The organism is Fibrivirga algicola, from assembly GCF_011742925.1.
Lineage (GTDB): Bacteria > Bacteroidota > Bacteroidia > Cytophagales > Spirosomataceae > Fibrella > Fibrella algicola.
Genome location: NZ_WAEL01000001.1, coordinates 553,401 through 574,575 on the forward strand (window position 1 = coordinate 553,401; position 21,175 = coordinate 574,575).

Annotated in this window: 16 protein-coding genes; 4 read left to right on the forward strand and 12 right to left on the reverse strand. The window is 52.6% G+C overall.

Annotation, left to right across the window (positions count from 1 at the left end):
• Positions 1–11: 11 nt before the first annotated feature.
• From F7231_RS02180 to F7231_RS02195, 4 genes are all read left to right on the forward strand, one after another.
• Entirely contained in the window at positions 12–1,208 is a 1,197-nt protein-coding gene (locus tag F7231_RS02180; protein ID WP_166690743.1) for a DUF4350 domain-containing protein, read from the forward strand.
• A 50-nt stretch (positions 1,209–1,258) separates the two neighbouring features.
• Entirely contained in the window at positions 1,259–2,236 is a 978-nt protein-coding gene (locus tag F7231_RS02185; protein ID WP_085414908.1) for an AAA family ATPase, read from the forward strand.
• A gap of 37 nt (positions 2,237–2,273) precedes the next feature.
• On the forward strand, positions 2,274–3,635 hold the full coding sequence (locus tag F7231_RS02190) for a DUF58 domain-containing protein (RefSeq protein WP_166690744.1): 1,362 nt from the start codon (positions 2,274–2,276) through the stop codon (positions 3,633–3,635).
• A gap of 81 nt (positions 3,636–3,716) precedes the next feature.
• A complete protein-coding gene (locus tag F7231_RS02195; protein ID WP_166690745.1) occupies positions 3,717–4,541 on the forward strand; it encodes an SGNH/GDSL hydrolase family protein in 825 nt (274 codons plus the stop codon).
• Between the two features lie 92 nt (positions 4,542–4,633).
• On the opposite strand, the gene F7231_RS02200 is transcribed toward F7231_RS02195, so the two are convergent.
• From F7231_RS02200 to F7231_RS02255, 12 genes are all read right to left on the reverse strand, one after another.
• Complete coding sequence (locus F7231_RS02200; protein ID WP_166690746.1) at positions 4,634–5,662, reverse strand: zinc metalloprotease; 1,029 nt, start codon at positions 5,660–5,662, stop codon at positions 4,634–4,636.
• Between the two features lie 141 nt (positions 5,663–5,803).
• Entirely contained in the window at positions 5,804–6,655 is an 852-nt protein-coding gene (locus tag F7231_RS02205) for an ABC transporter ATP-binding protein (protein ID WP_166690747.1), read from the reverse strand.
• Between the two features lie 79 nt (positions 6,656–6,734).
• A complete protein-coding gene (gene ntrB, locus F7231_RS02210) occupies positions 6,735–7,511 on the reverse strand; it encodes a nitrate ABC transporter permease (protein WP_085414904.1) in 777 nt (258 codons plus the stop codon).
• Between the two features lie 56 nt (positions 7,512–7,567).
• Positions 7,568–8,773, reverse strand: a complete 1,206-nt coding sequence (locus F7231_RS02215) for a CmpA/NrtA family ABC transporter substrate-binding protein (RefSeq protein ID WP_166690748.1) — start codon at positions 8,771–8,773, stop codon at positions 7,568–7,570.
• An 89-nt stretch (positions 8,774–8,862) separates the two neighbouring features.
• Complete coding sequence (locus F7231_RS02220) at positions 8,863–10,404, reverse strand: alginate export family protein (protein WP_166690749.1); 1,542 nt, start codon at positions 10,402–10,404, stop codon at positions 8,863–8,865.
• A 293-nt stretch (positions 10,405–10,697) separates the two neighbouring features.
• On the reverse strand, positions 10,698–11,522 hold the full coding sequence (locus tag F7231_RS02225; protein ID WP_166690750.1) for a PhzF family protein: 825 nt from the start codon (positions 11,520–11,522) through the stop codon (positions 10,698–10,700).
• Positions 11,519–12,268, reverse strand: coding sequence for a hypothetical protein (locus F7231_RS02230; RefSeq protein ID WP_166690751.1), 750 nt, complete (start codon positions 12,266–12,268; stop codon positions 11,519–11,521). Before F7231_RS02230 ends, F7231_RS02225 begins: the two co-directional genes overlap by 4 nt.
• Positions 12,265–12,552 (reverse strand): YciI family protein, encoded by a 288-nt coding sequence (locus tag F7231_RS02235; RefSeq protein ID WP_085414899.1) that lies wholly within the window; start codon positions 12,550–12,552, stop codon positions 12,265–12,267. Before F7231_RS02235 ends, F7231_RS02230 begins: the two co-directional genes overlap by 4 nt.
• Positions 12,553–12,597: 45 nt before the next feature.
• Positions 12,598–13,860 carry an AGE family epimerase/isomerase gene (locus F7231_RS02240; protein WP_166690752.1) on the reverse strand — a complete coding sequence of 421 codons (1,263 nt, stop codon included), beginning with the start codon at positions 13,858–13,860 and terminating at the stop codon, positions 12,598–12,600.
• Positions 13,861–14,019: 159 nt separating this feature from the next.
• On the reverse strand, positions 14,020–14,328 hold the full coding sequence (locus F7231_RS02245; protein ID WP_166690753.1) for a DUF3761 domain-containing protein: 309 nt from the start codon (positions 14,326–14,328) through the stop codon (positions 14,020–14,022).
• A gap of 122 nt (positions 14,329–14,450) precedes the next feature.
• Positions 14,451–16,763, reverse strand: a complete 2,313-nt coding sequence (locus tag F7231_RS02250; protein ID WP_166690754.1) for a T9SS type A sorting domain-containing protein — start codon at positions 16,761–16,763, stop codon at positions 14,451–14,453.
• 311 nt (positions 16,764–17,074) lie between these two features.
• Complete coding sequence (locus F7231_RS02255) at positions 17,075–21,031, reverse strand: Ig-like domain-containing protein (protein WP_166690755.1); 3,957 nt, start codon at positions 21,029–21,031, stop codon at positions 17,075–17,077.
• Between the last annotated feature and the right edge of the window lie 144 nt (positions 21,032–21,175).

Below are 21,175 nucleotides of genomic sequence, written 5' to 3' on the forward strand. Positions count from 1 at the left end.
GCCCGTACGTTATGCGACCCAATAAATACATCCTGTTGCTGGTGGCCTCACTGATTGCGTTTGTACTGTTTGAGTATTACAAACCCAAACCTATCGACTGGCGCCCCACGTACCAGAACAACGACAAAATTCCGTTTGGTACCCAGGCTGTCTTCGAACTGCTGCCCAGCCTGTTACGTCAGCAGAAGATCGAAATCATTCGTATCCCGCCGTATAACTTGTTCACCGAGAGTGGATTGCCGCTGCGGAGTAACTATGTAGCTGTTTGCGAAAATTTTGCGGCGGGTGGATACGATACCCGCGAACTGCTCAGGTACGTGGCGCGCGGAAACACGGCGTTTCTGTCGGCCTACGATTTTTCGGACACCCTGAGCCGGGCGCTGGGCTTCAAAGCCGACGTGAAAAACCCCCTCAAAGCTGATTCGACGCTGCGCTCTAATTTTGTAGGTCCCGGTCTGGCCAGAAGGGGAGGCTATAACTTCCGGCACGACGATGGTCGTAATTTCCTGGTCGTGAAGAAGCCTAATTCAGGCATTACCGTCCTGGCCCGAAACACCCGGAACGAAGCTATTTTCTTGCGTATTCCGCACGGAAAGGGCTCTTTCTACATTCATAACCTGCCGCTGGCATTCACGAATTATTACCTGCTTGCTCCAGCCTCGGCTGACTATATGACAAAGGCGTTTTCGTACCTGCCCACTCAGCCAACCTACTGGGACGAGTACATGAAGCAGGGGCGGTTCAATGAAAGTGAGCAGTCGCTGTTGCGCTACATCTATAAACAACCTGCCCTGAGTTGGGCGTATTACATCGGCTTGTTTGGCCTGATCATCTACGCCCTCTTTGCCGGGAAACGTACCCAGCGCGTTATTCCGGTGGTGCAGCTACCACAAAATACGTCGCTTGAGTTCGTCAAAACGGTGGGACGAATGTATTTCCAGCAGAACGACCACGACAACGTAGCCCGCAAGAAGATCAAGTATTTTCTGGCCGACCTGCGTGAACGGTACTTCCTGAATACGCAGGTGCTCGACGCTGAGTTTGTTGAAACGCTGGCCCGTAAAAGCGGCGTGTCGCTGGAAGAAACCCAGGACCTGGTCCGGATGCTGAATCAGGCAGCGCGGGCCGTCTCGTTGTCAGAATTTGATTTATTAACCATCAACGCCACCATTGAACGGTTCAACACCGCCGCGATGAGCAAGGCGTAAGAGAGTCGATCGCTAAACCGCAATGCTCTTAACCGAGCAATACTCCACACATGGAACAACCTTTTGACACCCGCGTTGACCTTCAGGGCCTGAGTCTGGCCATCGACGCCATCCGCACCGAAGTAGGTAAAGTAATTGTTGGCCAGCACCAAACCATCGATCTGCTGCTGGCTGCCCTGCTGGCCGACGGCCACGTGCTGATCGAAGGCGTGCCTGGTGTAGCCAAGACACTGACGGCCAAACTGCTGGCCAAAACGATTTCGGTCCAGTTTAGCCGTATCCAGTTTACGCCCGATCTGATGCCCGCCGATGTGTTGGGTACGTCGGTGTTTAGCCCTAAAACGGCGGAGTTTTCGTTTAAACACGGGCCTATCTTCGCCAACATCGTGCTGATCGATGAGATCAACCGAGCCCCGGCTAAAACGCAGGCGGCCTTGTTTGAGGCCATGGAAGAGCGGCAGGTGACCAATGACGGAACTACGTACCTGCTGCCGCCGCCCTTTATGGTGCTGGCTACGCAGAATCCCATTGAGCAGGAGGGTACCTACCGCCTGCCCGAAGCCCAACTCGACCGATTTCTGTTCAAAATCGTGGTTGGCTACCCGGAACAGGCCGAAGAAGTCGACATTCTTCGGGGCCACCACCAGCGTCGGAATCTCACCGATGCCATGGCTGCGATCAACGCCGTACTGACCGCCGATCAGCTGAATGCCATGCGCGATAAGGTAAATCAGGTGCACGTAGAAGATAACCTGTTCGACTACATTGCCCAGATTGTCAGGAGCACACGGGCCAACAAATCGCTGTATCTGGGAGCATCGCCCCGGGCGGCTGTAGCGCTGCTCAATAGTGCCAAAGCGCTGGCAACATTGCGGGGCCGTGATTTCATTACGCCCGAAGATGTGCAGGAACTGGCCGCGCCCGTGTTGCGCCACCGTATTCTGCTCACACCCGAGCGCGAGATGGAGGGGGCTACTGCCGACGATGTAATTGCGCAATTGCTTCAGAAAGTAGAGGTGCCCCGCTAATAGCCATCCCGACCAGTACTGTTGTTAAACTGAGCTCATGAAGCTACTCCGTTCCCTGTATATTTCGCTCCGTGTCTGGTTCGTACTGGCGGGCTTCGTAGTCGCTTTCGTGCTGGCCTATGCCCTGCCGCTGCTGTTTTCGCTGGTTCAGGTCGCCTTTACTGTTTTTGTACTGTTGCTGTTGATCGAACTGGTACTGCTCTTCCGTGATGGAGCAGCGGGTGGTCAGGCTATTTTCTTTGCCCGCCGCGATATGCCGGACCGACTATCCAACGGCGATGAAAATCCGATTACACTCTACCTGGAGAGCCATTACGCTTTCACTACGCCGGTAGAGGTCATCGACGAGATTCCGTTTCAGTTTCAGCGCCGCGACGTGCTGTTTACGGCCGAAATAAAGCCGAACGAAACGAAGGTTATTCGCTACGAGTTACGGCCAACGCGGCGGGGTGAGTATAGCTTTGGGTCGATCAACGTGTTTGTGATGACGCCCCTGAAGTTACTGAAACGGCGATTTCAGTTCGAGAAAGGGCGTATGGTGCCGGTGTACCCGTCGTACCTGCAGATGCGACAGTACGAACTGCTGGCCGCCAGCAACCGGCTTACAGAGGTCGGCATCAAACGGATCCGGCGCATAGGGCACAGCATGGAATTTGAGCAGGTACGTCCCTACACCCAGGGCGATGACCTGCGCACCATCAACTGGAAAGCGACCGCCCGCCGGTCAGACCCAAATCAGTCGAATCTGGTGGTAAATGCGTTTCAGGACGAACGCTCGCAGGCGGTGTATTGCCTAATTGATAAAGGCCGGGTGATGCGGTCCCCGTTTGAAGGGCTTACGCTGCTTGATTATGCCATTAACGCCTCGCTCGTTCTGAGCAACATTGCCCTGATGAAACAGGATCGCGCCGGCCTGATCACGTTCTCTGACCGGATTGGCCAGATCGTACCTGCTGAACGTCGGCCCGGCCATATGCTGAAAATTCTGGAAGTGCTGTACCGGCAAAAAACGCGCTATCTGGAAACCGATTTCGACGGGTTATATGCCACTATTCGCCGTCAGGTACGTCAGCGTGGTCTGCTGCTGTTGTTTACCAATTTCGAAACCGTAACTGGCCTTCATCGCCAGTTGCCATACCTGCGCCGGTTGGCTAAAGATCACCTGCTGCTGGTTGTCTTCTTCGATAATACCGAACTACGCACGCTCCTCGATGCCCCCGCCCAAGACACAGAGCAGATTTACCTCAAAACCATTGCTGAAAAGTTTGCCTACGAAAAACAGCTGATCGTAAAGGAACTGGGTCAATATGGTATTCAGAGTATCCTCACCGCCCCCCGCGACCTCACCGCTAATACGGTTAACAAATACCTGGAACTGAAAGCGCGGGGTATGATCTAATACTTACAGGGTAAGTTGCTTTTGCTCGGCTCTTCGACAGGCTCAGGGAACTAGCTCACCCACCCCCCCTGAAAATTAACTATGAAAAAACTCATCCTGCTCTTCTCCTTAGTGGTTGTCTTAAGCTCATTTGAGCGGAAAGAACTGACATGGACAGCCATCGGCGATTCGATAACGTACCTGAATGAGCACCTCGACCAAACGGGTAACCGGATTACGAAAGGGTACATGACCCGTGTGGTGGAGAAACTGCCCTATATCAAATACACCAACCAGGGGCACAACGGCTGGACGGCGATTCGAATTGCCGAGTCTATTGAGACGCTGGGGCTGACGAAAGCCGATATCTATTCTGTCTTTCTGGGTACAAACGATTGGTGGGGCGGGAAGCCACTGGGCCGGTTTGCCGATTACCAGAACAATACCGGTACTGCCACCGTATATGGCTCGTTTCGGGTAATTGTCAATAAGCTCCGGAGCCTGAATCCCGAGGCGCACATCGTGCTGATTACGCCTATGCAGCGGGGTGATTTTGTGTACCTGACGAATCACAAAAACAACGCTTATGGGTCATACAAGCCCAAAAATGGACAGTACCTCGAAGCGTTTGCCCATGCCCTCGATTCCATAGGTAGGTTCGATAAGTTACAGGTTATTGACCTGTACCATCTGAAAGGTCTGGACGTGAAGCAGGCTGTGAAGTTCAAGCGCCTGAAAGATCCGCAAACGGGAAACTACACTAACTATACCTACCCCGCCTACACCAATATTCCCTTTACCGCTGGTACCGACGACTACCCGTACCCACCCGAAGCGGTGAAGATGACCTACGATGGCCTTCATCCGTCCGACACCGGGTATGACCTTATCAGCCGCCGACTGATTAAGGTGCTCAAAAAATATTGATGGTTGAACAGATAAGCGCATAAAAAAAGGTCTCAGGTACGTACCTGAGACCTTTTTTTATGAGACCCTATTTTTCGGATTTCTGATTGCTATTAAAGACCAACAAAGCTAGCCCGTGCGCCACCCGCTGCGAAAATAGCCTGGCTACGAGTTTTCTGTCCGTTCGAGAACATGTACATGCATTTGTCATCGGTGTAGTCCATGTAGTTCATGAACATATCGCCGTTGGTACCATTACCACAAGTAACGTGTGGGAAAGAGGGGCAGCCGTAATTGGCCGTTTGCTGCGTTGGGGTGTCGGCAACCTGGTCGTTACCGCAGGTAGCATCGCCCCAGATGTGGCGCAGGTTAAGCCAGTGGCCAACCTCGTGGGTAGCGGTGCGGCCTTTATCGTAGGGTGCACTGAAGTATCCTCCTGTTTTTACGATGTCGCTGCTGCCGAAGTACTGAGGCCCGATAACCACGCCATCTGTAGCTGAAGAGCCGCCGGGGAATTGCGCGTAACCCAGAATACCGCCGCCAATGTTGCAAACCCAGATGTTCAGCACCTTAGTTGGGGTAGTTGGGTCAATGCCACCTTTCTTGCTGCTCTTCATGGCATCGCGAGTACCCCATGACGTTTTGCTCGTCTGTTTCCGAACGGTGTTTTGTAATGTGAACTGAATCTCCATGTCAGATGCCAGGCCTGAGAAAGCAGTTGGTACATTACTGATATCTGAGTTCGTTTTACGAAAGTCTGCGTTCAGCACAGCGATCTGTGAGGCAACCTGCGCATCGCTGATGTTTTCCCTGGTTGTGTTGTATAGCACGTTTACAACCACAGGAATATTGATAACCGTTACTGCAGCATTTGCCGTAACATCACCGCTTTTACGGGCACCTTTAAGCTGAGCAAACCGCGCAGTATGTTTTTCAATTTCTTCCATTTTCTGAGCCAGACCGGGGTTCTCTTTGAGATTCTCGGCCAGCACGTCCATACTGGCGCAGGCACGTGGCGATTCGCCCTGACGGGCATTTTGGTCACCGCCAGCAGGCAGTGTTGATTGACTAGCTGGATCGAAGCAGGATGAAACGGCACCAATCAGAGCCAAACAAATAATTGGAAGTGTAACTTTCCTCATATGTTAAAGTTGGTTTTATAACTCAATATAGAGGAATAATTTTGTTTAATTAACATATGAGGTTTAGGTACAAAAAATAATTTCTTACCCAGTAGTTAGTTGCTGCCGAGTAAGAAATGTAACAAAGTGAAAACCGGGACTTTACACGTCTTCGATCGAAAACTCCTTCACAAGGAGACTTAGCAACCGGTCATGGGCCTCCATATACTCAGGTAAATGAACGATCGCCTTTTTGTGGCGGGGCCGGGGAAGGGCAATATCAACGATTTCACGGATGGTTGCTTCGGGGCCATCATTCATCACCACCACGCGATCAGCCAGGAAGATGGCCTCTTCAATATCGTGCGTAACCATGACGATGGTCTTGTTCCGGTTGTCGAGGTTCCAGAGCTTGAGCAGTTCAATATGCATGGTTCCTTTCGTGAGTGCATCCAGCGCGCCGAAGGGCTCATCAAGCAATAGAATGCTGGGATTGATGGCGAAGGCGCGGGCAATGGCCGTGCGTTGCTTCATGCCGCCCGACAGGTGACCCGGCAGTTTGTCCTTATGCGTGAAGAGGTTTACCGCCTTCAGGTTATCCGTGACCAGCGCTTCCTTCTCCGTTTTTGAGAGGTCGGGTCGGCACGAATCTACGGCCTCGTACACATTGCGCCAGACTGTGAGCCAAGGTAGCAGCGAATAATTCTGGAACACAACACCCCGGTCGGGGCCAGGGCCGGTAACGAGCTTTTCATTAGCTAAGACGCGGCCGCCGGTTGGCTTCACCATGCCCGCTATGGCGTTTAAGATGGTTGATTTACCACAGCCCGAGTGGCCAATGATGCAGACAATCTCACCTTTACGCACACTCAGATTAATGCCTTTAACCGCTGTATAGGTACCGCCTTTAGTCGGAAACGAGATGCGCAGATCGCTAATCTCGATGCTGGTAGGCTGCATGAGTTTATGGTACTCACTCGCCGAGTCGATCAGTGGAAGCGTGTTTGGAGTCATGTTGGGGAGTGACGTTTAATGTTTGGGGTTTGCTGTTTGACCGCCCCGGCGAACCGCAAACACCAAACATTAAGCTCATTTAAGCGTAGGTAAATCGTTTTTGCAATGCGTTGAAGAATTTGTCGAATAGCAGACCGACGGCTCCGATGATGAGAATGGCCGACAGGATTTTCTCAAGGCTGAGGGCATTCCAGCTATCCCAGACGAAAAAGCCGATTCCCATACCTCCCGACAGCATTTCGCCCGCCACAATCACCATCCAGGCCACCCCGATGCTCAGACGTAAACCGGTAATGATGTGTGGTAGCGCATAGGGGAGCACCACTTTTGATACGTATTTCCAGGCCGTAAAGCCAAACACTTTGGCTACGTTGCGGTGATCGGTCGGGATGGTCGACACGCCGAAGGCGGTGTTAATTAGTGTTGGCCACAGGCTGGTTATCGCAATAATGAACACCGTGGCACCGTCCGACGCTTTGAAGGCGAGCAAACCCAGCGGAAACCAGGCCAACGGCGACACGGGGCGGAGTACCTGCACCAGTGGGTTTAGGAGGTTCATGCTGATGCGGTTGCTGCCCATCAAGAGACCCAGCGGTATGGCAATGAGGCTGCCGAGTGCAAAGCCGGTCATTACCCGCTTGATCGAGCTCCACAGCTGAATACCTATGCCTTTATCATTTGGACCATAGTCGTAGAACGGATCAGAAAGCATCTCGCTGAATACGGTCCAGGTCATGCCCGGCGTTGGAATTTCGTTGTTCGTCAGCAGCGACACGGCCGACCACATGCCCAGTAGCAACGCCATACTTCCGAGGAAATAGAGGACTGGGGAAATTTTTTCGAAGATGTTGTTCATGGTAACCAGGAGTTTGGCCTAGCCCCCTTTGAAGATTGGGGGCTAGGCCACGAAACCTACTTTTTAGTACCTGATAAATAAGCGGTGATGTTGGCGGGATCGAACGGCACGTCGTAGGTAGTTTTAAACGACTTCATATCGTCGGTGGCCACAGGTACGTTCATACTTTTAGCTACTTCGGCGTAGAGATCGTCCAGAACTAGTTTTTCGGCGATGCCTTTATAATCCGGGGCCGACTTGAGGTAACCAAATCGTACGTACTGCGCCAGAAACCACATGCCATGTGCTTTGCGGGGAGTGTTTACAAAGCCCTTGTTGTAGAAGGTCATGTAATCGTCCTTATATTTCTGAACGCCCAGGTCGCAGCCCAGATCATTGGAACCGAGCAAGCGTGCTTCAATGACCTGAACGGGCGCGTTTACGTAGTAGGGTTTAGATAGCCACTGCGCTGCTTTTTTGCGGTTGCCCATGTTGTCGAGCCATTGGCAGGCTTCCAGAATGGCTTTCATTACCTTCTTCAGATCTTCTTTCTTCGTGTTGGCAAAGGCCGAATTGACCACCAGTGCCTTTTCAGGATGGTGTTTCCAGATGTCCTGACTGGCAATTTCTGTGAACCCGATATTCTGCGTAGCCGCCACGCCATTCCAGGGTTCGCCCACGCAAAAGCCTTCCATATTGTCGACGCGCATGTTGGCAACCATCTGCGGCGGCGGAATCGTGATGATACCTACCGATTTCTGATTGACACCTGCTGCCGCCAGCCAGTTGCGGAGCCAGATATCATGTGTGCCACCGGGGAAGGTCATGGCAAAAGTTACCTCTTTGCGGGCCTGCACCTGCTTAACTGCCCCCGCCACGTGGCTCAGGTCTTTGAAGCCGACCATGCCGCAGAAATCTTTCGATAAGGTGATGGCTTGTCCGTTGTTGTTCAGCACCATAGCGATCTTCATCTCTGATCCCGCCTTGCCACCAATGCCAGTATACACCGAGAAAGGCATGCTAAAAAGACAGTGGGCGCCTTCCAGTTCGCCGTTCAGGACTTTGTCGCGAATGTTGGCCCACGACGCCTCTTTGGATAGTTCGACGTTAACGCCGTGCTTTTCGAACAGGCCCAGCTCTTTGGCGACCACCAGCGGGGCGCAGTCAGTGAGGGGAATGAAGCCTAGTTTGATGGGTTCGGCGGCTGAGCGAAGAGCAAGCGTTGCCCAGACCGTGCCGCCCAGCACAAGGGCTGGCAGCAGGCTGCGAAAAAATGAGTTCATGATAGATGATTGGAGAAAGTCGACAACTAACCTGCTCGGGCAGGTATCTGGTTGGTTGTTCGAACGGCTGTCGACTGGGTAGACCTGAGTTACTGTTTGATCGCTACGGGTTTGGCGTAGAGAAAATCCGGGCGGATGTTGATCATGAGGTACACCCAGTTGGCTTCATGCTGGGCTTTGTCCATGGTATTCCGCTTCACGTATTCGAGGCTGTTGGTGGCCGACAGGTGGCTGTAGCCCAGTTCAAGACTGGTAAACTTGTTGAGGTTGTAGGTTACGATCAAATCCAGTTCCTGCCCGAGTTGGCTGGGTAGTACCCCTCCGGTAGCATCCAGGCCATTTTTGGTGGGTGCGGCCAGCGCGAAGTTGTGCAGATCGGCGGTTACAAACAGATTGGGATTTGCTACGTATTTCAACTTCAGAAAACCGTTTGCCAACCCACCAACTGGTGACCCTGTGCCAACATAGAAGTAATCCATGTAGCCCCAGTGCTTATGCGGTGTGCCGTAGAGCGGATCGAAGCGGTTGTTTTTGCCGCTGGGGGCTACTGAATTATTCCCCGAGAGCACTTCGTAACCCGGTCCAAACGATAGACGACCGCGCTGCAACATTAAGTTACCGCCGTAGTAGTAAGCGTCGATAGCTGTTCCGGTTGGGTCGTTGCCGGTTTGTTGGTAGCCAAATGCCTGCCAGGCCAGCTTGCCAACCCGCGACGAGGCGTTTCCGATCAGGCCTGTAAGCATGGCACCGTAAGTAAACCGGCTGTTGGTGCCCTCTACGTCATACCGCCGTCCGTACACCACGCCCGTTGCCGATGCCCCCAGCGAGTCGGGACGGTACCTGGCGAAATCATCTTTCAGACCCAGCAGCGACAGCTTTGTTTGGCCAAACTTGCGGCTCAGATACAAAAACTGCATGGACTTAAACTGCTGCGTTTGCCCATTGGTACTGGCTGCATTGGCGAGGATCGGCGCGCCGCCTTTCCCGTTTGTGGGCAAAAAGCCACCGGGAACCGCTACCAGATTACCTTTGGAGTTGGCTATGTAAGTGGGCGCATTGCCCGGCGTGTAGAACGTACCTGCCGTACCGAAGGCATCAGTGTTCTGGTTGAAGGCCAGCCCCAGGTCAATCTGCCAGCCCCGCTTCATGCCTTTGAACAGCAGCGCGTCGAAGCGGCGACCCTGTTGCAGCCAGTCGAGGTTACCCAACAGGCGCACATCGTCGTACACGAATTCCTGACGGCCAATCTTCATTGCCAGGTTGTCGAACGCTTTGAACTTCAGCGTGGTATCGGCACTGTTAGCCAGTACAACCTCAGCCCAGGCTTCGTGCAGGAACAACTTATTCCCATCGGTTGCCGTGATGGACGAGGCATCTTGCCCCCAGACCCGAACATCGCGCAGGCTGGCCCCAAACGTAAGCCGATCCCATTTGTACCCGAAGGTAAGGCCTGTGCGCTGCGACGTAAACGCGGCAGCAGGAGTGCCAACCGCATTAAGGGTACCAAGGCCGTCCCGAATCTCCGTACGGGTACGTAATTGCCCTACCAGCGTCATTTGTGCTTTTGCAGATCCAGTAAGAAGGAGTCCTGCAAAAACAAGCCGCCACTTGTTTTTGTAGACACTGTACATTGAGGTATTTGATTCGTTAAAAGGTGGAACTGAATATGGTCAATACCCTACCGGCCAGTAGTATTACTTAATACTTATCACTCATCAAATGTGCAGGATATTACTTATGTTTCAAACCTATTTTTCCAAATATTATTCTTTTTAAGTAAAATTCTTCAAAATTTTAAACCTCTATTTGCTCATAATGCAATTTTTAGTCAATATCTGGTTAAATTTTAATGTTCTCATTTCAGGCAAAAAGAAAGCCCGATAGCAGGGCTACCGGGCTTTTGTATGCTTTAGATGGCTATGTGCTACCGAATTGCCAGTTCGCCTTTCAGGTATAACTGCACTTGTCCTGCAATATCGACCCGGTTGAGCTCAGTATTGAGTTTACAACGTAAATAGCCTCCACGGGCCGAAATTTGCCTGGCCGTTAGCGTATTTTTACTCAATTTTTCAGCCCAGTAGGGGATTAGTGTTGTGTGTGCGGAGCCAGTGACGGGATCTTCGTCGACGCCAGATTGGGGGGCAAAAAAGCGCGAGACAAAATCGACATCAACGCCCGGAGCGGTAACAATGATGCCACGGGCTGGCACGGTCGTTAATTCACGAAAATCAGGCACTAGTGAGTCAATGTCTGCCTGGCTGGCATAAACGACCATAAAATCGCTCTTGCCCTTGTGGATCTCCAGTGGTTTGGCACCGACAAGCCCGGTCAGTAGGGCGGGTGGCTGCACAGCCGCTTTGGCGAGCGTGTCGGCCGGGAAATCAAGCACCAGCCAGCCATCTGCTTCGCGGCAAACGGTGAGGGGCCCAGACCGTGAATCGAGGATGATTCTAGAATCGGTCGGCTTCTCTTCCAGAAAAAAGATAACGTACCCGGTGGCTAGTGTGGCATGCCCGCAAAGATCGACCTCGACCGTAGGCGTGAACCACCGAATATGGTAACCGGTCTCGGTGCGAATATAGAAAGCTGTTTCGGCCAGGTTGTTCTCGGCGGCAATGGACTGCATTTGGGCGTCCGGCAGCCACTCATTCTGATCGGTCAGAGGTACTACGGCCGCCGGGTTGCCCGTAAACAACTGATCAGTGAAGGCATCTAGCTGGTAGATTCTGAGGGTAGGAGGAAGTGTCATTTGAAAGAAATAGTCAGGTTTTGTACAGTAGGATTCAATTGATGCATGGCAGGCATAGCCGACGAGAATTCTCGGTCGCCCATCACAGATTCATACAGTTTTTTCTCGTCGCCGGTCATCGACTCGGGGAGGCCGAAGCCGATACCGATAAACGTTCGGCCGTCTTTCTCAGCCAGTGAGCCACCTTTCCAGTCTGTCGACAGTCCTCCGTAGTCCCAGTCGAAGCCATAAAGGGTAAAAGCGCGTCCGTTCAGCTTCTCTATATGCCGCAACGAACTTCCCAACTTAATGCCTGTGTTGGTCTGCCACTGCGAAACAGGGCCGGCAGCACCAGGCATCAGCTTAGCGTCCTGGTCATAGGCGGGCCGAATCAATACCGACTCGGGCCGGGCAACGTGGCGTTTATCAACCCAGAGGATCTGAGCCTGGTCGGCGGTATTTTTGAACAAGGTGGTGCCAATTTCGTATGTACCTTCGGCTACATAGATGGTATCGCGAACCACGTTTTTGGCTCCCAACAACGCAATCAGACTGGCCTCGGTAGCATTGGCTTTTACTGGTCCTACCTGCTTGCCCGGAATGATCAGGAAGGCAGTGGATGATTGCACTGCTGTTTTTGTGGCCGACTGGATGATCGATGCTTCACTGACCAGTGAATCTGCTGATGGTTGGTCGCTATCGGGCTGCCGTTGCTGGCAGGCGGTGACCACAATCAGAAGAACAACGGGGAGGTGGCACCGTTTCATACGTCAGCCTGACGAAATGGCTTGATATCGATCCGTTCCCAGACCTTATGCTGCACGTAGGGCTCCCAGGCTAGCCAGGCTTGCAACTCGGTGTCGTCGGCAAAATCAAGAAGCATCATTGACCCAATCATGCGGCCGTCGGGATCGAGTAGCGCTCCGCCGACGATAAAGTGGCCTTCGGCTTTCAGGCGGCGAGCCCCCTCAAAGTGGTTTGGGCGAACGGCCATGCGCCGGTCAAGCGCATCGGGATCAGTGCCATCGTAGGCATGAACAACATACAGCACAGTATAAGGTGGTTTAGGCGAGTTGCAAGATACCAAAATAGCGGATTATACACCTACACCGCGTAACCCAACCGGTTGTAGCAGGGCGCACTGATCCAGGTGCTGCCAGGTAGTCGCCAGGCCACGAACAAGCGCGTAGCAGCCCGTGTCTGCGGTGGCTTTAAACGGGCTGACGGGCTGCTGCTGGCTGGTGATGCCCCAATGCCAGCTGGTGGCTGGCCGCGTATCGGGAAAGTGCTGAAACGTATACTCGTAGATTCGTTTGATCCAGCGGGGGGCTTCGGGGTGGCGGGTATGCCAATAGCCATTGGTGAGAGCGGCCAATGCCAGCAGATGATCGGCCGCCAGTCGTTGGGTGTCTCCTTCAAAGGCAACGGGTTGGTCTTTCCAGTCGAGCCAGCGTACCAGGCCCTGACGGTCGTCGGTTCGGGCTTCGGTTCGTCCTTCAGCGCGACTAGGCCAGGCCCACTCGCAGGTGCGTAAACTCCAGTTGGTAGCCTGCAGTGTAAGCCGCCGGTTACCCAGCAACGTACCCACATCAATCAGTAGCGAGGCCGCATCCATTGTGAGTCCCGTGGCAATGCGTCGGCCTTCCGGGGTATTGCTGAATGCGCCACCCATACCTACATATTCGCGCAGGGTGTCGTGCCGTTTATCCAGAAACTCGGTCAGAATTTCGTCGAGGAGTGGCTCGGTGGCCTCTTTCCAATCCGTTGTCGCGAACAGCGATCGGGCATCGACCAGGGCTCTGAGTAAGGCAACTGGCTGGCTCAGGTGACGGAGTGGCTGCAAATGGTCGGGTGAGGTGTTCAGCAGAGCTTCGCGAGTGGTCTGGTAGTGGCGCAGGGTCGCCTGGAAGGTCTGCTTTGCCAACATGGCCCACTGATCGTCGCCGGTGGCCTGGTGAATCTGTGCATAGGCCGCCGCCACCCGAGCTCCCGTCAAGGGGTCATATACCAGCAACTGTGCCGTGGCTGGTGTCGCCGCCGGATTGCCCAGTCGGTCCAGGTACGTATAGCAGCCCATCTGTGAATTATGCGCATGCTCGGCCAGAAAATCGGCACCATGCAGGGCATGATCGAGCCAGTCGGGCTGCGCATCGATGTTGGTGTAGAGGTAGGCAAAGGCCCAAACCTGTTCGGCTTGCCGGGCAACTGTTTTGTTGGCATCAATCGATTTGCCGTCGGGAGTGAGGTAATCGAAATACCCGCCACCCAGCCCATCGCAGGCGTTAGTCAGCCAGAAGGGCAGGCACTGGTCAATCAGTGCGGTTTGGCAGTGGGTCGCTATTTTATGAAAATCAACCAAGGAGAAAAGTACGGTCAGGCAGTGTCGGTGGCAGGGACTGCATGTGGTGGTGTAGCCCTGAAAGACAAAGTTCAGCAATAAACCGGCGTAATGTACGCTTCGGGTAACCGGGGAGGGGTTGAAATTCTCGGTTTACGCATCAATGGACCCGCTATCAGGCTACAACCACCGCTTTACCCCACCATGCCGGGAGCAAGTACCCCGGCGCGACTGGCTAAAGCTGTACGAACCATCTCTACACTCGGCCGTGGCTCTGGCTGGCGGCACGCTGTAAAAGGTAGGCGACTGCACCCGCTTTCCCTGGCTATTGGTGTACCAGTGAGGTCGGGTTTGGGCGGGGCGCAGCGAGCGCGACTGATACGGGCGATGGGTAGATTGGGAAGCGGGTGTCTGGGCCTCTACTGGCACTTGATAGATCCCGCTGACGAGCAAGACGACCAACAGCCACAGCCGGAAAAATGCATGCATGACGTTGAGTGATAGCGCGACAGACAGGCTGAAAACAACTTGATCCAACCAGTGCATCGATACCGGTCAAAGGCTAGCCGCGCATCAATATACCAGCTGGATCAAGTCCGTTCACTAAGTCGTTACTGCCTGATCAGGCGGCGGCTGATGGTTTGTCCATCCACGCTGATTTGCAGTACATAGGCGCCAGCGGGCTGGTCGGCCAGCCAGAGTTCTGTCGCTGGTTGCCGGGTGGTCTGGGTCAATACCGTCCGCCCTGTCTGATTGTGCAGCGTTAGGGTAGCGCCCCGGGCGAGGAGGGTGGGGTCGATGTGAACCGTGATGCTGTTAGTGGCAGGCACCGGGTATACATTGATCTGGCTCGATAGCAGCGACTCAACAGCCAGTAGGGGTGATACCGTCACAACTACCCGGCCAGGTATGTTGGTGTTCAGACTGCAGTCATTACTCACGCTCATAAGTCGGTAAGCGGTCGTACGTTTGGGCGTCAGCGTTAATGAATACGGGTTGGTGGTGGTGGTGATGGTTTTGGGACTACCCGATACATCGGTGCTATCGCGGTAAGTGAACGTCCACGGCCCTTCGCCCGTAAAGCTGACCGCAAGCCGGGCCGTTTGTCCGTCGAGAATGGCCGGTGTACTTGTCGACAGGGTAGCCGAGGCCTGCCCAATCACCGTCAGCGTTGTGGTGCTGGGAGTGCCCAGGATCGGGATTTTTGGATTGGTTGCTATTACCCGAACCAGGAACGTACCTGATGTCGCCGTCGCTGGAAGCACACCTGTCAGTTGTGCCGTACCTACCTGCTGTACGATCGTCAAGTCAGTATAGCTAAGTTTGGTTGTGTCGGGGTTGGTACGGGCAATCTGTAGCCGGAAGGTGCTCCCGGCATTGAACGTGCCCGTAGTCTGAAACGAGGCTGTCAGGGTATTACCCGCACAGGCGGCGGCCGTTTGTAAGGGCATCGTCCGGATGGTTGGGGTCACCACTACGACTGTAGCCGTAGCAGGGCTACCGGGCAGCCCCACTCCGCATTTGTTGCTTACTTCCGCGATCTGGTACGTGGCCGATCGCTCGGGCAATAGCAACAAGGTGGTGTCTTTGGTGGCTGATCCCCCCAGCGTTGTCGTACCGGGACTGGTCACGATTTTATAGGTGTAAGGTCCCTTGCCGGTAAACGAAAGCTGCAAGGGTAGTTCGCTGCCCAGATTAATATTTTTGCCACCAGATAGCGACAGGGTAGGCTGCGCCTGAACTAGTACCGTGATGGCTAGTCGTTCGCTTGGGCAGCCATTAGGGCTTGTCTGCGACACGTAGTACACATCGCCATCGGCCAGTTTACTGGCGTTGAGTGTTGTTGGAGTAGGGGCTACAGTCGATGTTGTGCCCATTGGGTCAGTCCAGATAAGGTTCGTGCCGGTTGCCGATAAGGGCTCTGTAGCGGCACCCCGACACAATTCGATCCGTGTTTTTGTCGACATGGGGGCAGGGGAAGCCGCCCGCACTGTTACACTTACCACAGCTTTAGGTCCTTCACATTGAGCCAACACCTGACTTACCTGATACGTAGCTGTTCCGGCCTGTGATGTGGCTGGCGTTGGTGACTGGCTAGTGAGCTGATTTCCACTGGCATCGTACCAGAGCAAGTCCGAACCCGCATTGGTGACTGCAGCTACCAGTGGCAGCGCCGGTTGAGACTGGCAATAGGTTAGCGAGGAGACAGGTGTGGCAGGGGCGGCGGGCTGGGTTTTTACGTCTCGCTCTAAATACGATACGGTACCCGGCTGCTCGGTTGGATTACAACCCTTTGTACTGTCAATGACAACATAGCGGAGGTTGTAGGTCGTTAAGCCTGCCTTAGTGGTACTCAGAAATGGGGCCGCAAACGTTTTCTGATGTGTGCTGGCCAACCCCGTGCCTATATCGTACAGGACTCTGTAATTGTCGGGCACCTCGCCAACTATACTTGATAACGAAAAAGGAGTGTCGTTCTGACAAGAAGTAAATCGGCTGGTGTAATTCCCAATCGACTGGGCAGCCAGCAACGGGGCCGACGTGGGCTGTGTTTTTACCACCAGGGCGCTAGGACTTATGGAGCCAACCGTAGCTGGGCTACTGCTAACCACCCGAATCTGGTATGTACCTGCCGCCAGCGGACTCGGTAGTTTTACCGACGCTGTATACTGGCCGATGGTCGGGTTACCCAGCAAACCCGTGGTCAGTAGCGTAAATGATTCTGATCCTTTCGTAAACCGAATTGAAAACGTATTCCCGGCAGTAAAGGTACCTGTGCTGGTAAAGGGGACATCAAGTAACGTACCTGGGCAAACCGACGGAGACGGGAGCGGCTGGGTACTAATTGTGGCTTGGGCTAGTCCGTGCAGGTAGGTAGTGAGTAAAAGAAAGGCTACTGAAAACGAACGTATAAATGACTTCATAGATGGGTGGTGAATTGAGCTTACCGGGGTGGGCCATTCGTCACCTTACACAACAGACCACCTCATTTGGACGAACATTCCCTAAAAAGTCAATCAATTGACATCAAATAACGCTGTTGCAGTGTTGAGCCGTCTTATAAATTAGTTGCTAACTACCTGGTTTTTAGGGATGATGATGCTGGTTGTTTTGGGGTATCACTAGCAACTGCCAGGCAACAGAAACGGCAGAGTACCGAATGATTCATCGCTGCCAAATGCTCCAGAAGGGAGGAACCTGACTGACCATTTCCTTCCTTTCTTAACATCGTTCGTTAGTATTTTAGAATATGCTTACTGATCAGACGTTCACCAACACGAACCTGAAGTACATAAGAACCGGCTGGCTGCTCGTCCAGATTTAGCTGTGTACTGAGTTGACGTGTTTCTTGCTTTAGGGTGGTAGTTCCCCTTGTGTTGATCAGCTTAAGTGTGGCTGATCTACCTTGGCGCATGAGTGACGGATCTAGTTGAACAGTAACTATAGAGGTAACGGGCACGGGGAAAACCTTAACTAAGCTAACCACCGGTTCGGCTGCTAGCAACGGATTTACCGTCACCACTACCGCCGCCGGAAGAAACAGACTTGCACCACACTCATTTTTGAGCGATATAAGTTGAAAGGTACTTGTCGTTAACGGCTTCAAATCAATCACGTGCAGATTGGCATTGGTCAGAACCTCCCTCGTCCTATTTTCCGTTTTACTACTGTCACGATAGACGAACGTCCAGGGGCCAGTGCCAGTCAGAGTAACCGATAGCTTCAGTACATCACCTTCATAAATCGAGGTTGAACTAGTTGCGAGCGTAGCCTCGGGCAACTGGTGGATCGTTACTAATGACGAACTCGCTGTGCCAAAAATCGGAATTTTCGGATTCGTCGCTACCACGCGTACCAAATAGGTACCGGCTGTAGCAGTTGCAGGAATTGTCCCTGAAAGTTGGCCATCCGCTACTTGTGATGTTGCTAAATTGATATACTTTATATTGGACGTATCTGATTCGTTATGAGCTAATTGCAGTTGGAACGTACTGCCCGGATTGAATTGGCCCGTTGTAGAAAAGCCAACGGCCAGCGTACTGCCCGCACATACGGTCGTTGAGTCTAACGGCTGCGTCTGAATTGTAGGAACCAACACGACTACAGTTGCTGTACGCACGGGCAAACCAACACCGCAGCGATTACTTACCTCTATAACCCGATAGGTTGTCGTGCGGGTCGGCAACACCATAATCGAGGTGTCTTTCACCGCTGATCCGGATAGAGGTTGGCTTGCTTCCCCTAAAATCTTGTACTGATACGGGCCAACACTTGTGAATTTCAGGCTAAGTGACGTTTCGATCCCCAGGTTGACCGTAGTGTCTCCTGCCAGCATGAGCGTTGGTGGCCCCACTACAAACACGTGCACACTAGACCGTGGACTCTCGCAGCCGTTTGCGCCAGTTTGGCTTACGTAATAAGCGTCACCAGCTGGGTTCGTTGTTAATTCGGCGGTGGATGGCCTGGGGGCAGTAGTAAATGGCACACCCGCTGAATCGGTCCATTTAAGGTTCGTGCCGGTTGCTTCGAGCAAGGCGGCGTTACTGCCCTGGCAAAGCGTTAGCCTTGGGATTGGCAAGCCCGGTGGGGGCGTTGTTAGTACAGTAACGACCAGTGTTGCTGTTAGGCTAGTGCACCCATCGACAGTCTGACTCACCTGATAGGCCAACGTATCGCCTTTGTCAGTAGCCGGTGTCGGACCAGTGTTGCCAAGCAAACCGCCATCTGGTCCATACCAGGTGAGCCCCGACCCAAGTGCCGTTAACGGACTTGCATTAGTAAACTGACATAAATTGATTTGTGTAACGCCGGGTGTAGCAGGCAGCGGTTTCACCAGAACCAATGCCGCAGCGCGGGGGCCTTCACAGCCAGCTACCAACTGGGCCACATAATAGCGGAACGTACCTGCCTGCGTAGTTACTGGTCTGGGTGCGGAAGCTGAGCCGGTCCCCCCCGTCGAATCAGTTCCGTACCAGATCAGGCTGGCGTTGGCATCCGCTGTAGCAGTCAGCATAGTGGTGGCCTGGCCCTGACAGTACACAATTGTTGCCTGCGGGAGAGTTGGCTTATTCGGTTGCGGCTTCACCACGGCGTATAGAGTGCCATTGGTACGTTTGGGACTAAGGCAGCCCTTATCTGACAGGTAGGCAGTCTGAAATGAATAAATTGCTGCGCTACTTGTGCTGATGACAGGCGCAGTGATGGATCCCAGGCCCGTTTTGGGATCATAATAGTAATTCTGAAAGCCGATGGGCGCCGGCCCGGCAAAGTTGTCGGCCGTGTAGGTGCCACTGTTTTGGCACACTGCGAATGAATTGCCATCACCGTTCCCCGGCCCGAATTCCTGATTTTTATTCAGTGTGAGTATGAACGGCGTCCTGTCACTCTCGCAGCCGTCGAGAGTCTGACTCGCCGCTAACGTATTATTCCCGATTCGCCAGCCAACTTCGTTTACGAACAGGATAATGTAGTTGGTGCCAAACCGACCTGGAAGCTGCTCATACGGGTTACCGTTCTCTGCGTACCAGTTAAGGCTGGCACCCTGAATAGCCGAGCCGCTCAGCAGATAGTCGCATGAGCTCGTTGTTCGGCAGAATTGCTGACAGATTGTTTTATCTGCGATTATAGGCGGGGCAGGTTTGCTTTTTACGATTACCGATACTTCGCCACGGGGCCCTTCACACCCATCGATCTGTTGGGAGACGTAATAAGACGTTGTTGCAACCAGATTTGTCGAAGGGCGAAGTGTATCTATCCCGCTTCCTCCCACCGGTGATGTATACCACCGGATATGTTGACCGGAGGCCACCAGCGGATTTGCCAAACTACTTTGGCAGGCAGTAATCGTTGGCGCTGCAATAAGGGGTACTGCCGGGCGTGGTTTGATGTAAAGCGGAAAAAAGTTGCTCTCAGAATAAGGCGAACTGCTTACGATTCTCAGCTTATAGCCTTTGCCCCCAGGAATAGTTGCAGGAATATAACCGGCTAGATTAGTGTTTTGTGGGCTGCTTCCTATTGCTATTGTTTTTTCAACAGTTTCGTCCGAATCTGTTAGTTGCAAGGTGAACCGATTGTCCTCGTTAAAAAGATCAGTTGCGGAGAAAAACACACGAATACTGTCGCCAACACACAGGGTAGAAGAATTAGTACTTGTAATTTTTATAGGAACTACTTTTACAGGAAACGAAAAGGTTAGGGAATAGGTAGCCGCCAGCCCTTGCGTAAAAAAGGTATTCTGCACGTCATACAAAGGCATCCATTGAAAAAGTGTGTCATTTTTGTACGTAGCTTTAACCAGGAAATTACTATACTTTATATGCCAGGGATAATCAATAATTCCGGGCTGAAACGGGTTCACTGGAAATCGGAACAGGCCTTTGTTTGTTGTGCCTGCCTTGTATGAAGGAGTTGGACTGACTGAATAGGAAAACCAGTTGACCGGGTACAGATCGATAGCTGTATTTTCGATAGGTATGCCTTGGGAATCAGTGGATTTTATAATTAAGTTAGCTGGAAAAGCAGTGGTGATATAACTTTCGTTTAGTATGGGTGCCGATCCAGTTGAATTAATAATATTCACCGTATGCTCGTCCCAACGAATATTGCCATACGGGTAATCCATAATCGATTGTATGGGCTGAAACGCAGTATGGTTAACTGGGTTTTTATCAGCATCAACTTTAAGAGCATATATATCTATTGCGCCCCGGGCGTGCCCAAATTCGTGGGTTAATCCGTCGGTTGCATAGCCTCCAAAGGGACCGCCAAAATAATCCCATTTCCAGTTGTGGTAAATTGTCTTGTACGATCCGTACCAACCGCCGCCGGAAGATTCAGCGGAAAATCCATTTACAATAAGTTTATAGTCACGCCGATTATGTGGCTTGCTGATTTCGCGCTGTGCACTACCATCGAAAATATAGATAGTATCGATGTAGAAATTGAATAGGCCGTTAAACGACGGCGACGATGGAAATTGGCGTGTATTGAAATTAGCGTTAACCGTAGAAATTTGCTCGCTTGCAATGGTTTTTATGTCTTTCAGGAGCAGCTCCTGATAATAATCAGCCGTTTGCTTTTCTATAGCTATTTCTACGCTGAAATTCCAGTATCGTTGGGCATACAAGGATCGTCCTGCCGATATATAGACACAAACGGTCATCAGCAAATACAGTGGCAGAAGTCGAGTCATAATTCGGTATAGATTACATGTACACCCACGTAATGGTGAAGATGCAGGCTAACGAATAGATTGATTATGACTGTAGTGTGACGCGTATATGATTTGTGTCATCAGTGCACAAAGCGTTGGGGTATGGCTGTAAAATAGCCGCAA

Excerpts from the sequence above, each read along its gene's own strand:
- F7231_RS02180 (WP_166690743.1), top strand. The coding sequence starts at position 12 with ATGCGACCCAATAAATACATCCTGTTGCTGGTGGCCTCACTGATTGCG.
- F7231_RS02185 (WP_085414908.1), top strand. The coding sequence starts at position 1,259 with ATGGAACAACCTTTTGACACCCGCGTTGACCTTCAGGGCCTGAGTCTG.
- F7231_RS02190 (WP_166690744.1), top strand. The coding sequence starts at position 2,274 with ATGAAGCTACTCCGTTCCCTGTATATTTCGCTCCGTGTCTGGTTCGTA.
- F7231_RS02195 (WP_166690745.1), top strand. The coding sequence starts at position 3,717 with ATGAAAAAACTCATCCTGCTCTTCTCCTTAGTGGTTGTCTTAAGCTCA.
- F7231_RS02200 (WP_166690746.1), bottom strand. The coding sequence starts at position 5,662 with ATGAGGAAAGTTACACTTCCAATTATTTGTTTGGCTCTGATTGGTGCC.
- F7231_RS02205 (WP_166690747.1), bottom strand. The coding sequence starts at position 6,655 with ATGACTCCAAACACGCTTCCACTGATCGACTCGGCGAGTGAGTACCAT.
- ntrB (WP_085414904.1), bottom strand. The coding sequence starts at position 7,511 with ATGAACAACATCTTCGAAAAAATTTCCCCAGTCCTCTATTTCCTCGGA.
- F7231_RS02215 (WP_166690748.1), bottom strand. The coding sequence starts at position 8,773 with ATGAACTCATTTTTTCGCAGCCTGCTGCCAGCCCTTGTGCTGGGCGGC.
- F7231_RS02220 (WP_166690749.1), bottom strand. The coding sequence starts at position 10,404 with ATGTACAGTGTCTACAAAAACAAGTGGCGGCTTGTTTTTGCAGGACTC.
- F7231_RS02225 (WP_166690750.1), bottom strand. The coding sequence starts at position 11,522 with ATGACACTTCCTCCTACCCTCAGAATCTACCAGCTAGATGCCTTCACT.
- F7231_RS02230 (WP_166690751.1), bottom strand. The coding sequence starts at position 12,268 with ATGAAACGGTGCCACCTCCCCGTTGTTCTTCTGATTGTGGTCACCGCC.
- F7231_RS02245 (WP_166690753.1), bottom strand. The coding sequence starts at position 14,328 with ATGCATGCATTTTTCCGGCTGTGGCTGTTGGTCGTCTTGCTCGTCAGC.
- F7231_RS02250 (WP_166690754.1), bottom strand. The coding sequence starts at position 16,763 with ATGAAGTCATTTATACGTTCGTTTTCAGTAGCCTTTCTTTTACTCACT.
- F7231_RS02255 (WP_166690755.1), bottom strand. The coding sequence starts at position 21,031 with ATGACTCGACTTCTGCCACTGTATTTGCTGATGACCGTTTGTGTCTAT.